This window comes from Rhizobium sp. NLR22b, from assembly GCF_019685295.1.
Classification (GTDB): domain Bacteria; phylum Pseudomonadota; class Alphaproteobacteria; order Rhizobiales; family Rhizobiaceae; genus Rhizobium.
The window spans coordinates 14,501-27,769 of the sequence record NZ_JABDWM010000015.1 but is presented as its reverse complement, the minus strand read 5'-3'; the positions used below and the strand labels follow the sequence as shown (position 1 = coordinate 27,769).

13 protein-coding genes are annotated in these 13,269 nt (G+C 61.1%); 7 read left to right on the top strand and 6 right to left on the bottom strand.

Features of this window, described 5'->3' with window-relative positions:
- The 7 genes from HJC00_RS22800 to HJC00_RS22770 all read left to right on the top strand — a co-directional run bounded on the left by HJC00_RS22800 (position 1) and on the right by HJC00_RS22770 (position 7,471).
- Positions 1–1,131: a glycosyltransferase gene (locus HJC00_RS22800; protein ID WP_221147562.1), complete on the top strand. Its 1,131-nt coding sequence runs from the start codon at positions 1–3 to the stop codon at positions 1,129–1,131.
- The gene (locus HJC00_RS22795) at positions 1,128–2,216 is read left to right on the top strand and encodes a glycosyltransferase (protein ID WP_210633755.1); all 1,089 of its coding nucleotides are present in this window, start codon (positions 1,128–1,130) and stop codon (positions 2,214–2,216) included. The genes HJC00_RS22800 and HJC00_RS22795 overlap by 4 nt, the downstream gene beginning before the upstream one ends.
- On the top strand, positions 2,213–3,313 hold the full coding sequence (locus tag HJC00_RS22790) for a glycosyltransferase (protein WP_221156034.1): 1,101 nt from the start codon (positions 2,213–2,215) through the stop codon (positions 3,311–3,313). The genes HJC00_RS22795 and HJC00_RS22790 overlap by 4 nt, the downstream gene beginning before the upstream one ends.
- A gap of 12 nt (positions 3,314–3,325) precedes the next feature.
- Positions 3,326–4,372, top strand: a complete 1,047-nt coding sequence (locus tag HJC00_RS22785) for a UDP-glucuronic acid decarboxylase family protein (protein WP_210633759.1) — start codon at positions 3,326–3,328, stop codon at positions 4,370–4,372.
- Between the two features lie 14 nt (positions 4,373–4,386).
- Positions 4,387–5,115 carry a TIGR04290 family methyltransferase gene (locus tag HJC00_RS22780; RefSeq protein WP_210633761.1) on the top strand — a complete coding sequence of 243 codons (729 nt, stop codon included), beginning with the start codon at positions 4,387–4,389 and terminating at the stop codon, positions 5,113–5,115.
- A 121-nt stretch (positions 5,116–5,236) separates the two neighbouring features.
- Positions 5,237–6,151, top strand: a complete 915-nt coding sequence (locus HJC00_RS22775) for a cytochrome c (protein WP_210633762.1) — start codon at positions 5,237–5,239, stop codon at positions 6,149–6,151.
- Positions 6,152–6,298: 147 nt separating this feature from the next.
- Complete coding sequence (locus tag HJC00_RS22770) at positions 6,299–7,471, top strand: helix-turn-helix domain-containing protein (protein ID WP_210633764.1); 1,173 nt, start codon at positions 6,299–6,301, stop codon at positions 7,469–7,471.
- Between the two features lie 392 nt (positions 7,472–7,863).
- Here the strand turns inward: HJC00_RS22770 and HJC00_RS22765 are convergent, their stop codons facing one another.
- The 6 genes from HJC00_RS22765 to HJC00_RS22740 are packed head-to-tail and all read right to left on the bottom strand — an operon-like array spanning position 7,864 to position 13,197.
- Positions 7,864–8,286, bottom strand: a complete 423-nt coding sequence (locus HJC00_RS22765; protein ID WP_221156036.1) for a cytochrome c family protein — start codon at positions 8,284–8,286, stop codon at positions 7,864–7,866.
- Positions 8,261–9,154, bottom strand: a complete 894-nt coding sequence (locus HJC00_RS22760) for a cytochrome c oxidase assembly protein (protein WP_221164635.1) — start codon at positions 9,152–9,154, stop codon at positions 8,261–8,263. The genes HJC00_RS22765 and HJC00_RS22760 overlap by 26 nt, the downstream gene beginning before the upstream one ends.
- Positions 9,151–9,753 carry a cytochrome c oxidase subunit 3 gene (locus HJC00_RS22755; protein WP_210633769.1) on the bottom strand — a complete coding sequence of 201 codons (603 nt, stop codon included), beginning with the start codon at positions 9,751–9,753 and terminating at the stop codon, positions 9,151–9,153. Before HJC00_RS22755 ends, HJC00_RS22760 begins: the two co-directional genes overlap by 4 nt.
- The gene (ctaD, locus tag HJC00_RS22750; RefSeq protein WP_210633771.1) at positions 9,750–11,663 is read right to left on the bottom strand and encodes a cytochrome c oxidase subunit I; all 1,914 of its coding nucleotides are present in this window, start codon (positions 11,661–11,663) and stop codon (positions 9,750–9,752) included. Before ctaD ends, HJC00_RS22755 begins: the two co-directional genes overlap by 4 nt.
- Positions 11,660–12,643: a cytochrome c oxidase subunit II gene (gene coxB, locus HJC00_RS22745; RefSeq protein WP_221164634.1), complete on the bottom strand. Its 984-nt coding sequence runs from the start codon at positions 12,641–12,643 to the stop codon at positions 11,660–11,662. The genes ctaD and coxB overlap by 4 nt, the downstream gene beginning before the upstream one ends.
- Positions 12,640–13,197 (bottom strand): cytochrome c, encoded by a 558-nt coding sequence (locus HJC00_RS22740; protein ID WP_210633774.1) that lies wholly within the window; start codon positions 13,195–13,197, stop codon positions 12,640–12,642. The genes coxB and HJC00_RS22740 overlap by 4 nt, the downstream gene beginning before the upstream one ends.
- Positions 13,198–13,269 lie beyond the last annotated feature (72 nt).

The window sequence follows — 13,269 nt, the reverse complement described above, 5'->3', positions numbered from 1 at the left end:
ATGAAGTTCCTTTTTTACACTCATTCACTGGTCTCCGACTGGAATCACGGCAATGCCCATTTTCTTCGCGGCATCATGCGCGATCTCCAGCGGCGCGACCATGAGACGCTGGCGCTGGAGCCGCAGGATGCCTGGAGCCGGGCCAATCTGGTGAGGGACCAGGGGCCGGCTGCGGTCGAGGCATTTCACCAGGCATTTCCGCAGCACCGTTCGCGAACGTATGGTGTCGAATTCGACCATGAAGCAGCGCTTGCCGATGCCGACGTCGTCATCGTCCACGAGTGGACGGAACCGCAATTGGTCGAGAGGCTCGGCCGCATCCGGCGCAATGGCGCAACCTTCACCCTGCTTTTCCACGATACGCATCATCGGGCCGTCTCCGCCGAGGGCGATATCGCAGGGCTGGCGCTTGACGACTATGATGGGGTGCTGGCCTTCGGACAGACGCTGCGCGAACGTTATCTCAGAGCCGGCTGGGGGAAATCCGTCTTCACTTGGCACGAGGCGGCCGACGACACGCTGTTTCGACCGTTGCCGGAGATCGAGAAAGCCGGAGACCTCATCTGGATCGGCAACTGGGGCGACGATGAACGGTCCGCCGAAATCGGCGAATTCCTGGTCCGCCCCGCAAAAGATCTCGGCTTGAACACGGTCGTACGCGGCGTCCGCTATCCCGGCCATGCATTGGACGAGCTTCGCGAGGCCGGCATCGCCTATGACGGCTGGATCGCCAATGCCGATGTGCCCATGGCCTTTGCCCGTCACAAAGCAACGATTCACATTCCGCGGCGGCCCTATATCGAACATCTGCCGGGGATTCCGACCATCCGCGTCTTCGAGGCGCTCGCCTGCGGAATACCCCTGATCTCGGCGCCCTGGAATGACGCTGAACATCTCTTCGAACCTGGCAGGGACTATTTGGTCGTCGGTGATGGCGAGGAGATGAAGAAAAGTCTGCGTGACGTCCTCGCCGATACCGATCTGGCTGCGAACCTTGCCGCTGCCGGCCTCGAAACGATCAAGGCTCGTCACACCTGCCGCCACCGCGTCGACGAGCTTTTTGCCATCCTGGCGCGCTGCGGCACGCATAGGGTCACCGCAAACCTGCAATCCAGGGAGGCTGCCGAATGAAGATCGCCTTTTACGGATCGAGTCTCGTCTCCGCCTATTGGAACGGCGCCGCCACTTATTATCGCGGCCTTCTGCGAGCGCTGGCGGAGAAAGGTTACGACATCACCTTCTACGAGCCCGATGTCTATGATCGGCAGAAGAACCGCGACATGGATCCGCCGGACTGGTGCAGGGTCGTCGTCTACGAAGGGACGATCGACGCCCTCAAGGCCGTCACCAGCGAGGCGTCCGAAGCTGATATCGTCGTCAAGGCGAGTGGTGTCGGCTTCGAGGACGATCGGTTGCTGGAAGAGGTGCTTCGCAACGCACGGCCGCACGCGCTGAAGATCTTCTGGGACGTGGACGCGCCGGCGACGCTTGCCGAACTCAGGACCAACCCCGATCATCCGTTGCGCCGCGCGCTCGCCGGGCTTGATCTCGTGCTGACCTATGGCGGCGGCGACCCCGTCGTGAACGCATATCGTTCCGTCGGAGCGGCCGAATGCGTGCCGATCTACAATGCGCTGGACCCGCAAACGCATCATCCGGTGCCGCAGGATGACCGCTTCGCCGCCGACCTCGGGTTCCTTGGCAACCGCCTGCCGGACCGCGAGGCGAGGGTCGAGCATTTCTTCCTGGAAACGGCGTCGCGTCTGCCGAACCGAACGTTCCTGCTTGGCGGTTCCGGCTGGCAGGGCAAGCCGATCTCGTCAAACGTCCGCTATATCGGTCATGTGCCGACGCGCGATCACAACGCTTTCAACGTGACGCCGATGGCGGTCCTCAACATATCGCGCGCCAGTATGGCGGAGAATGGTTTTTCCCCTGCGACACGGGTCTTCGAGGCGGCCGGCGCCGGGGCTTGCCTCATCACCGACTACTGGGAAGGCATCGATGTCTTTCTGAAGCCCGGGGAGGAGGTCCTGGTCGCGCGCGACGGACAGGACGTGGCTGCCTTGCTCAGCGGCCTGTCGCACCAAGCCGCACGGGAAATTGGGGAAAGGGCGCGCCGGCGCGTTCTGGCCGAACACACCTATGTCAATCGCGCCGAAACGGCAGACGAGATTTTTCGCGCCCGTCTTGGCGCGCGGGAGGCGGCTGAATGACGAGATCGCTCGATATCGTTTTCCTCGGACTCTCCCTTTCCTCTTCCTGGGGGAACGGTCACGCCACGACCTATCGCGCCCTGATCAAGGGGCTTCGGCAGGACGGCCATCGGGTCCTGTTCCTGGAGCGGGACGTGCCCTGGTATGCCAGCCACCGGGACCTGCCATCGCCGGGCTTCTGCGAGCTTGCCTATTATTCCGATATCGGCGCAATGATCGAGCGTCACGGTGAAAGGCTCGGCAAGGCCGATGCCGTCATCGTCGGATCCTACGTCCCCGATGGTGTGCCGCTCATCGACAGGCTCGAGGCGCTGGAGCCGAAACGCCTCTGCTTCTATGACATTGACACGCCGGTCACCCTCGCCAAGCTCGATCGCGGTGACGAGGAATATCTGGCGCTGCGCCAGATTCCTTTATTTGACACCTACTTCTCCTTCTCCGGAGGAAGGGTGTTGACGCGGCTCGAACAGAGATATGGCGCGCGCAGGGCCATCGCGCTCTATTGTTCGGTCGACGAGGGCCGCTATGCCGATACCGGCGAGCCCACTTGCTGGGATCTCGGCTACCTCGGAACCTATAGCCCCGACCGCCAACCGACACTGGAGCGGCTTCTGCTGGAGCCGGCGCGCCGCCTGCCGTCGATGCGCTTCGTTGTCGCCGGGCCGCAATATCCCGCCGGGATCGAATGGCCGGCCAATGTCGAGCGCATCGAGCATCTGCCGCCTGCCGATCACGCAAGCTTTTACAGCCGGCAGCGGTTCACGCTGAACGTGACCCGCAGCGATATGATTGCCGCGGGCTGGTCTCCCAGCGTGCGGTTGTTCGAGGCTGCCGCCTGCGGTGCGCCGATCATCAGCGATTTATGGCAGGGTCTCGACGAGCTGCTGCCGGACGGTAAGGCCTTGTTCGTTGCGCGCGCGCCGGAGGATGTCGTGGCGCTGCTGACGGAGCTTCCCGACAGCGACCGCCTGGCCGCCGCCGCAGCAGCGAGAAAGCTGGTGATGAGCAGTCATACCGGTGTCGCACGTGCCGGCGAGCTCGTCCGGGCTCTTTCCGATCGGCCCGCCAAGCGAGCTTTCGACCGTATCTCAGCGTGAAGGAGAGTATCGATGCTTCAAGCCAATCGTCGCGGAAAAGGCAAGACTGTTCTGGTGGCAGGAGGCGCCGGCTTTGTCGGCTCGCATCTATGCGATGCTCTGCTCGGCCGTGGCGACAGCGTCATTTGCGTCGACAGCTATATTACCGGCTCGCGGGACAATGTCAGGCCGTTGATGAACCATCCGGGCTTCCGGCTCATCGAACAGGATATCTGCAAATTCATTGAAATCGGCGAACCACTCGACCAGATCTATAATCTGGCCTGCGCCGCGTCCCCGCCGCAATACCAGGCGGATCCCGTTCACACGATGATGACGTGCGTCGCCGGCACGGGCAATCTGCTGGCGCTTGCCGAGCGGCACCGAGCCGCCTTTCTCCAGGCCTCGACGAGCGAGGTCTATGGCGATCCCGCCGAGCATCCGCAAACGGAAGACTATCGCGGAAATGTCAGCTGCATAGGACCGCGCGCTTGCTATGACGAGGGAAAGCGCGCCGCCGAAGCTCTTTGCTTCGATATGCTGCGCGCGGGCCGCGTCGATGTGCGGGTCGCCCGCATCTTCAACACCTATGGGCCGCGAATGCAGGCAAATGACGGCCGGATCGTCTCCAACCTGATCGTGCAGGCCCTCTCGGGGAAACCGCTCACTATCTACGGAAGCGGCATGCAGACCCGATCCTTCTGCTACGTCAGCGATCTTGTCGGCGGCCTCAAGGCGCTGATGGATGTGCGGCCGAACCCTGGCGTGCCCGTCAACCTCGGCAATCCCGGGGAGTTCACCATCAACGAGCTTGCGCAGATGATTCGATCGATGGTGCCGGTGCGAACGGCTGTGGCCTACCGACCTTTGCCGAAGGATGATCCTCAACGCCGCCGGCCCGATATTTCCCGCGCGACAGAACTTCTCGATTGGCAGCCGACGGTGCCCCTTGCCGAGGGGCTCAGATATACGATCGACTGGTTTGCCGCCAATTTGGACGATCGTCCCCGTAAACGCGTCGCTGCGCCTCGCCGTCATCGCGCCGCGGCTGCCTCGCAGGCCGCCCCCTTGGACAACTGACGCGGATGCACACGATGGTGAACCTGCAACAGCGTATCAATGAACTGGGCCCCTGGTTTCAGAATATGCGGTTCGGAGAGATCGAAACCGCGCCGGACCATTTTCTCGGCGACTATCCGGCGTTCAAATGGGAAGGCTTCAAACATGTCGTGCCCAAGGATCTGGAAGGACGCAGCGTTCTCGATATCGGCTGCAATGCAGGCTTTTATGCGCTCGAAATGAAGCGCCGCAACGCCGGGCGGGTGTTAGGCATCGACAGCGATCCACGTTATCTCGAGCAGGCCCGCTTCGCCGCCGATCATTTCGGCCTCGATATCGAGTTCAGGCAGATGTCGGTTTACGAGGTGTCGAAACTTGGCGAGAGGTTCGATCTTGTGATCTTCATGGGCGTGCTTTACCACCTGCGCCATCCGTTGCTGGCACTGGATCTGCTCCACGAACATGTGGCTGCAGACCTCATGCTGTTCCAATGCCTGCAGCGTGGTGAAGAGCGGATTGCCACGCTGGAAGAGGATTACGACTTTTCGGAATGGAAGGTTTTTGACCGGCCGGATTTTCCGAAGCTGTTCTTTGTCGAAGAGCGTTATGCTGCCGATCCCACCAATTGGTTCATTCCCAACAAGGCGGCGGTCGAAGCGATGCTGCGCAGCTCGGGTTTTGTCATCGAGGCCAATCCCGAGCGAGAAGTTTATCTCTGCCGCCTGGGGCGGCGGCCATATATGGTCGAGCCGCCGCCCGGTTGAGGTGTTCATCCAGAGCGATTGAGCTTTTCACGGAAATGCGAAACCGCTCTAAGTTGTCGTTCGCAACTCCGGACGGAAAACTGTTTCATAGTTTTCCCGGAATTGCTCTAGCGGGTCCAGAATGGTGAAAGGTGCCCGATTGTTTTCGACCGCTGTCGCCGCGGTCCTCCTTGTCTGCCTCGCAACCTGGCTGCTGACGAGGCCGCATCCACGCTTCGCTGCCGGCGATCCCACGCTGACGCCGGGGGATGCCGAGCGCGGCAGAGTGGTCTTTGCTGCAGGCGGCTGCTCCTCCTGTCATGCTTCCCCCGGTCAGCCGGACCGCTTAAGGCTCGGAGGAGATCTTGCCCTGGCCTCACCCTATGGAACCTTCAGAGTTCCCAATATCTCGTCCGACCCAGAGGCCGGTATCGGATCGTGGTCGGTTGCCGATCTCGCCAACGCGCTGATTTCAGGGGTCTCTCCCTCAGGGCAGCATTATTACCCGGTATTCCCCTATCCCAGCTACACGGGGATGACTCTCGGCGACGTCAGAGATCTATACGCCTTTCTGCATACGCTTTCGCCCGTGCCGGAGCGCCCGCAGCCACACGATATTTCCCCCTTGTTTCGCATCCGCCGCTTCGTCGGCTTCTGGAAGCTTCTGTTCTTCCACGAAGGCAGATCGGAAGCAGCGCTGAGCGGCGATCCCGTGCATGATCGCGGTGCCTATCTCGTGGAGACGCTCGGTCATTGCGCCGAGTGCCACTCATCCCGCAACATATTCGGCGCGTTAAAGCCAAAAACCAGGTTCGCCGGCGGAGTGAGTTCTGAAGGTGTCGGCTTCAACCCTAACATCACGCCGACAGGTATCAGCTCGTGGTCGGAGCAGGATGTCGCCGAAATGCTTCACAGCGGCAGGACGCCGGGTCACGGCTATGTCGGCTGGTCCATGGCGGATGTGGTCGAGAATACGGCGGAGCTCCCGGAGGCCGACCGGATGGCTATCGCCCGATACCTGAAGTCGCTGCCGCCGCGCCCGACGTCCCATCCTTGATGCGTATCGCCGATCGAGTGATATTGAAGAACGCGAGAACGGGGGGATTAAGCTATTATTGATGCAACGTCATCAGGTTGGGCGACGGAACAGTGCAATGGCCGCAACGTTTTGAGTGAACAGGTATAATGTGAGAGGCAGATCGTCATGAATACGGCTTTTGACGAACTCGCGCAAAAGGCTGTCCTGGTCGTCGAGGACGATTACGCTCTCGCCAGCGAACTCGCATCGAAGCTGACAGCAACCGGAATCAAGATAGTCGGGCCTGCACCGAGCGTCGAACGAGCGTTGCAATATATCGAAGATTCCCAAATTGAAGTGGCCATTCTGGACATCAATCTCGGTGGAACGATGGTGTTCCCTGTCGCCGATGCGCTGGCTAAGCGCAATATCCCGTTCTTCTTCGCAACCGGCTACAGCCGTGATGTCGTGCCTCCCCGCTTTGCGGATCGGATTTTCGTGGAAAAACCGCTGGACACGAGCGCGATTTATACTGCCCTTTCCGAGTGCCGAGGTTCGACGGCGAGGTCATCAGGCGGTCAGAAGAATCTCGTTCTTTCCGCTCTTTCTCCGCGAGAAGATGATCTTATCCGGCCGCTTCTCAAGCAGGTTCAGCTGGTTCAAGGCGAGGTTCTTGAAAGGCAGTTTGGAGAGATCACGACGGTTTCCTTCATTGAAAGCGGGACGGTCTCGCTGGTCGCCTCGTCGCTGGATGACTCACAGGTAGAGGTTGGCCTTATCGGGCGTGAAGGGGTAACCGGCACGGGGTTGTTGGAGGGCGATTGGCGCACTCCCTACAAGCTTGTGGTGCAGACCGAAGGAACCGCGCAGCGCACCGACGTCGACAGCTTCCTTCGTCTGACGCAGAGGGCACCGCAGTTGCGATCGCTTTCATCAACGTTTTCAAGGACGCTCGCAATTCAAATTGGTTATACGGCCCTCGCCAACAGCCGATATTCCATCGAACAGAGACTGGCCCGTTTGCTGCTTATGCTCGATGATCGATCGGAAGGCCAGGTGCTGCTTCTGACCCACGAGCATATATCTTCGATGCTCGGCGTCCGGCGTTCAGGAGTTACGGGCGTACTTCCAATTCTAGAAGGCGAAAAACTCATCCGGTCGGTACGAGGAAAGGTAATCGTCCTCGATCGCGAGGGCCTCATTCTCAAGGCCAGTGGTTCTTATGGCATTCCGGAGGCGGAATACGAGCGGTTGATGGGGTTTTCATTGCGGGGTGGCGAGAATGTTAGAAGGGCGCATGACCAATCACGTCCTCACTTCTACAACCCCCAAATACCGGGTAGGAATAGCCGCTCCTAAATCACAGTGGCGAAAATTGCTGAATTTCGTCACAGACGGGGATCCCATTGGAGGGCAAGTTTTGCACGCCGCAATCGTTCGACCCCAACCCCGTTTTTGGGACGCGCAAAGACTTTTGCAGCGGATGCTGTCGCTAAGAGATCGACGTAAAGTTCTCGCCCCGTCGCAGCGCGGATCCGCCGGCCTGTTGCTTCTCGTCACATTCTAGCAACTCTGCCTTAAGCCTCTCAAGGTGCGCCACATGCATGTCCTGCGACTCCTCGAAATTGGTCAAAAGCCGTATCGCCTTCACGTCGGCGCCGCGGTTGGTCAGCTCAGCGACAATCTCGCGCTGTCGAGCGCCGTGATGATCCGAGCAACTTCAAAGGCGGGTTGATCGGAAACCCAGATTTCTAACGAGCATAGAGATAGGCTGCCAGATCGCGGGCCTCCTGTTCGGATATCCCGGTGGCCGGCATCGCCGTCTTTGGCGAATGGGCCTGCGGCGCGACGATCCAGCCGACGAGGTTGTCGGCGGAATTGTTGAGCACGCCGGCAATGTAGACCCGCTCGCGCAGACCGGAAAGATCGCCGCCGACCTTGCCGTCAGCCCCCTCGATATCCGGAATGGTGTGACATCCGGCGCAGCCATATCGGCGAAAAATCGCCGGCGCCCGCGCCGGATCGCCTTTCGTCATGGCGACGGCAACAGCCTGCCTTTCGGATCGCTGCCGGTAGATGTCGGTCAAGGTCAATGCCGCCGTCAGGCTCACCACGCAGGCGGCGATCACCAAGGCGGGGCGAAGGGAATTATGGGGCGACGATGCGTGTTCCATCTGCGCCTCCCTTTCCGGAAGCCCTGATCCACAAAGCCGTCAGCGCCAGCGCAACAGCGGCGTAGACGATGGCGGCAGGAACCCACATTACCAGGCCTGCCATCTGCTGGTCTTCGAGCGGCGACAGCCCCCAAACCCCGGATGAGCGTGTCTGCACGACGTAGAGCACGTTGGGTGACAGGGCGATGAGGGCCCCGAGAATGCTCATATGCAGCATCGTCAGGAAAAGGTGCCAGGCCGCCAGCCCCCTGTTCGTCTTCCAGATGACGGACCACCAGAACAGGACGGCACTTACAAAAAAGGAAAGATGCTGCAGCCGGTGGAGCGGCGTGCTTTCAATCGCGGCGTCGAACAGGACAGGCGCATGCCATGCCCAGATTGCCGCCCCATGCAGCAGCGTCGCGACAGTGCCGTTGCTGAGCAACCTCCAGGTCTTGCGAACCATGCGCGAGGCGAGCACCTGTCCTGTCCGGCGCCTGACGATCCTTGGCAGCCCCCAGAGCAGCACGGCCGACGGCCGTGCCGATACGATGAGCGGCGCGGCAACCGCCATGAGCAGTTCATGTTCGATCATATGGAAGGTGAAAAGTTGTTCTCCAAGCCAATGCAGGGGAGAGACAAGCGCGCCGGCAAGCACCAGCCAGCCGGCCCAATAGGCCAAAAGCCGGTGCGCGAAGACGCGCCGGCCAGCGGATGATCGCGACATCAAGCGAAGGCTTCCACTTGCATAGAGGGCTGCGCAAACTGCGAGCGGCGCGATTATCCAGGGATCGGCCGTCCATGTGAAGGAATTCGAATGGGCATGGCCTTCATGTGCCAGTCCCGGTGTCGCCATGAGAAGAAAAGCGATTGTCGTTGCTGTTCTCATAGCCGCGGCACCCAATAGATGCATCCGTAGAGCGGAAGCCAGGCGAGCACGACAAAGTTCCAGTAGAGCGCGTTATCTTCGACATCGCCGTAGCGCCGCGCATTGTCACCATGCTTCGAAAACATCAGGCAGGCGAGGACGACGGTATCGACGAGATCGGTGATGATGTGGGTCGCGTGCAGGCCGAGCATTGTCCAGACGATCGATCCGTAGGCGTCGTCGTCCCAGCCTATGTGGAGGGCAGGAAATTCGTAGGCGCGGGGTATGAGGGGTGCCGCTCCGAGAAGCGCCATGATGATCAGTCCCGCGCGCACCTTGCGGAGATCCCTCTGCTTCGCCCACCGCGCGACGAGCATATTCGGCACGATGCTGACGAGAAGCAGCAGGGTCAGGATCGTGCCGGGAAGGAGATCCGGGGCAGGGGCTTCGATCGGCCAATGCGGCGCCAGGCTCATGAGATAGAAGTAGACGACGATCGCCAGAGCGAATCCCATGCCTTCAATCAGCATGAAGGCGCTGGTGCCCCAGAAGGTCAGGCTGGCGGTGCCCAGGCCGTGCAAGGGAAGCTTCGAGAGATCGGTGACCACGCGCTCCTTCATGTCTCGTCCTCCGGTGTTTGCTTGGGCCAGAACCATCCTGTCAGAGTGATCGCCACCGGAACGGCTCCCCAGACGACGGCCCACGGGCTGAAGATCGAGCCGATCAGCATGATGCTGGTGGCAATGGCGGCCAGAAACGGCCAGATGGAATCGGCTGGCGAGGCCTCCCGCGCCTCCGGCTCGCCTGATGTGACGCTGCTGACGATCAGTTCCCGCCGATCGAGCCGAAGTCCCGTCGCCACCGCCAATGTCTCGCCCGACATCCAGAGCGGCTCGCGCGATTCGACCACCGGAATATGCCGAAAATTATAGGGGGGAGGGGGCGAAGGCACGGCCCATTCCAATGTTGACGCATTCCAGGGATTGCGGCCGGCCGGCGGGCCATGGCGGAAGCTGCGCAGGGCATCGATGAAGAAGACCAGGAAGCCGGCGGCCAGGATAAAGGCGCTGAGGCTGACGAACAGGTTCAAACCGGCCCAGGGCAGCTCGGGCGGATAGGTGTAGACGCGCCGCGGCATGCCCTGGAGCCCCAGGATGTGCATTGGGAAGAAAGTCAGGTGGAAGCCTGTGAAGATCAGGCCGAAGGCCCACCGTCCGAGCCTTTCGCTCATCATCCGCCCGGTCATCTTTGGAAACCAGTAGTAGATCGCGCCGATCAGCGGGAAGACGGAGCCGCCGATCAGGACATAGTGGAAATGGGCGACGACGAAATAGGTGTCGTGGACCTGAGTATCGAGGGGCACCGACGCCACCATCACGCCGGTCAGGCCGCCGATGACGAAGGTGATGAGGAAGCCGATGATGAAAAGCAGCGGTGTCTTGAACACCGGACGGCCATCCCACAGCGTTGCCAGCCAGCAGAAGATCTGGGTTCCGGCGGGAATGGCGATCGCCATGCTCGAGGCGGTGAAAAAGCTGCTCCCCAGCCGCGGCAGGCCGGCCACGAACATGTGGTGCACCCATAGGCCGAAGGAGAGAATTCCGGTGGCGATCATCGCCAGCACCAGCGGCATATAGCCGAAGACCGGACGCTGTGTGAAGGTGGAGATCATGGCGGAGACGATGCCGACGGCCGGCAGGAAGATGATGTAGACTTCGGGATGGCCGAAGAACCAGAACAGGTGCTGCCAGAGGAGGACGTCGCCCCCTTCCGCAGGATTATAGAACTGGGTGCCGACCAGCCGGTCGAGAATGAGCGATGAGCTGGCGAACATGATCGCCGGCATGGCCAGGATGACCAGAAAGGCGGTGACCAGCATCGACCAGACGAAGACGGGTATCCGATCGAGCGACATGCCGGGCGCGCGCAGCTTGAAGACCGTCACGACGATCTCGACGGCAACGGCAAGGGCGGACACCTCGGTGAAGGTGATCATCTGTGCCCAGAGGTCCGCCCGTTTCCCCGCGCCATATTGCGGGCCGGACAGAGGCACGTAGGAGAACCAGCCGACATCGGGGGCGGTATCGAGGGCAAGCGAGATCCACAGCAGCAGCCCTCCGGCGAGATAGATCCAGTAGGAGAAGGCGTTCAGCCTGGGAAAGGCGATGTTGCGGGTTCCGACCATCAGAGGAACGAGATAGACCGCCATTGCCTCCATGACCGGCACCGCAAACAGGAACATCATGTTGCTGCCGTGCACGGTGAAGATCTGATTGTACCGGTCCGCGCTGACGAAGCGGGCCTCGGGGAAGGCGAGCTGGATACGCATCACAAGCGCCAGCACGCCGCCGAGAATGAGAAAGACAAAGGCTGTCGCGATATAGCGCCGACCGATGATCTTGTGATCGACCGTGGAGAGCGCTGCCAGCAATCCGGAAGGAGTCGACCATGTGCGCCTGAGGAAGGCTTCCGCCTCTTCATTGCCGGCAGCCAGATCGGCTGGGGAAGGGGTTCTGCCGGTGCCGGTCATCGCAGACCACTCATGTAGGCGCTCAACTGTCTCAGCTCTTCGCCGGTGAGGGGGACCAACGGCATGTTGTTGCCCGGCTTCAGCGTTTGCGGGTCGGCAATCCATGCCGCAACCGATCCCCGCGTATTCTCCAGCCGCCCCGCCGCAATCATGCTGCGGCTGCCGACATGGGTGAGGTCAGGTCCGGAGGTGCCCGACGCCTCGGTGCCGCGGATGGTGTGGCAGGCGGCGCAAGGCTTGCTCATGAAGACGAGCTCTCCCGCCGCGGCATCACCATCGGTCGGTGCGGCTGCCGTTTCTCTCTGCGACTCCAGCCATCTGGCATAGTCCTCCGGCTCCTCGGCGATCACCAACAGTGCCATGTGGCTGTGCTGCAGGCCGCAGAATTCGGCGCATTGGCCGCGATAGATGCCGGCTTTGGTGGCATGCAGCGTCAGACGGTTATCGCGGCCGGGGACCAGATCCTGCTTTCCCGTCAGGTTCGGCACCCAGAACGAATGAATGACATCAGTCGCGTCCAGGCGCAGCCGGACATCGGTTCCCACCGGGATATGCAGCTCGTTGGCGGTCTGGAATGTCTTGGCGGGATCCGCATCGAGATAGGTAAACTGCCACCACCACTGCTGCCCGCGAACGGCGATGGTCGGCTGATCGTCCCGGCCGCGGTCGACGCCATTGGTTGCGTAAAAACTGGTGATTGTCAGGAAGCTTATGACCAGGAAAGTCATCACGATCGCGCCGTTAACGACCCTGCCCATGGAACGCTCGGACTGCGGTTCACCGGGGGCCTGGTTTTTCCTGCGAACCAGCGCCCATGCCATGACGCTCATGACTAGCACGAAGACAACGCCGCAGACGGCGACAAACAGGAGTATCAAGCTTCTGAGTTCCGAAGCGGCAGGTCCGTCCGCATTCAGCGCCGATTGCGTCCCGGCAGCGCAGCCGGACAGAAACAAGGTGCATGCCGCGGCGATCTTCAAGGCCGGACACCTCGATCGGAGCGGACGCCTACCGGGCCTTCCTCGAAAAGAGTTGCGGCCGGCGCCCGGTTCTCGGCCGGTCTCGTATGCTTGTCGTCGTTGCGGCTCGGCGCGGTATAGAGGGCGGAATAGGCGCCGATCGTCCTGACATAGCCGGCGAGCTGCCAGATCTGGTCGCTCGTCATTTTGTTCGCGAAGGCAGGCATGCCGTGAGGCCGTCCGTCGCGTATGGATGCCACGACCGATACCATTTCCGAGCCATAAAACCACCAGCCGTCAAGAAACGAAGGGCCGGTCCCGCCTCGTCCGTCTCCATGGCAACTAGCGCAGCCGAACCAGGAATAAAGGCGCTTGCCCTGGCTCAGATCATAGGCGGTCACCTCATAAGGCTTGCCAAGCGCGAAATACACGTGGGGTGGTGTGCCGCCGATCCCGCCCGGCATCAGCAGGAACTGATCGAGAGATGATGTGACCGGCGGATCGGCGCGATATTGCCTTGGATGTCTAGCCCAGCCCATCGCGGCTCCGATCACGAACACAAAGAGCAGCAACATCAAGACCAACCAGATGCCCTCCTTCTTGACTGTGCTATCGGCAAGCAAAGGGAACCGATCGGGACCGGACGC

What these genes read in the sequence shown, in the direction of transcription:
- HJC00_RS22775 (WP_210633762.1), top strand. Translation starts at nt 5,237, where the DNA reads ATGGTGAAAGGTGCCCGATTGTTTTCGACCGCTGTCGCCGCGGTCCTC.
- ctaD (WP_210633771.1), bottom strand. Translation starts at nt 11,663, where the DNA reads ATGACCGGCACCGGCAGAACCCCTTCCCCAGCCGATCTGGCTGCCGGC.
- HJC00_RS22755 (WP_210633769.1), bottom strand. Translation starts at nt 9,753, where the DNA reads ATGAAGGAGCGCGTGGTCACCGATCTCTCGAAGCTTCCCTTGCACGGC.
- HJC00_RS22785 (WP_210633759.1), top strand. Translation starts at nt 3,326, where the DNA reads ATGCTTCAAGCCAATCGTCGCGGAAAAGGCAAGACTGTTCTGGTGGCA.
- HJC00_RS22795 (WP_210633755.1), top strand. Translation starts at nt 1,128, where the DNA reads ATGAAGATCGCCTTTTACGGATCGAGTCTCGTCTCCGCCTATTGGAAC.
- HJC00_RS22790 (WP_221156034.1), top strand. Translation starts at nt 2,213, where the DNA reads ATGACGAGATCGCTCGATATCGTTTTCCTCGGACTCTCCCTTTCCTCT.
- HJC00_RS22765 (WP_221156036.1), bottom strand. Translation starts at nt 8,286, where the DNA reads ATGGAACACGCATCGTCGCCCCATAATTCCCTTCGCCCCGCCTTGGTG.
- HJC00_RS22760 (WP_221164635.1), bottom strand. Translation starts at nt 9,154, where the DNA reads ATGAGAACAGCAACGACAATCGCTTTTCTTCTCATGGCGACACCGGGA.
- HJC00_RS22800 (WP_221147562.1), top strand. Translation starts at nt 1, where the DNA reads ATGAAGTTCCTTTTTTACACTCATTCACTGGTCTCCGACTGGAATCAC.
- HJC00_RS22740 (WP_210633774.1), bottom strand. Translation starts at nt 13,197, where the DNA reads ATGTTGCTGCTCTTTGTGTTCGTGATCGGAGCCGCGATGGGCTGGGCT.
- HJC00_RS22780 (WP_210633761.1), top strand. Translation starts at nt 4,387, where the DNA reads ATGGTGAACCTGCAACAGCGTATCAATGAACTGGGCCCCTGGTTTCAG.
- HJC00_RS22770 (WP_210633764.1), top strand. Translation starts at nt 6,299, where the DNA reads ATGAATACGGCTTTTGACGAACTCGCGCAAAAGGCTGTCCTGGTCGTC.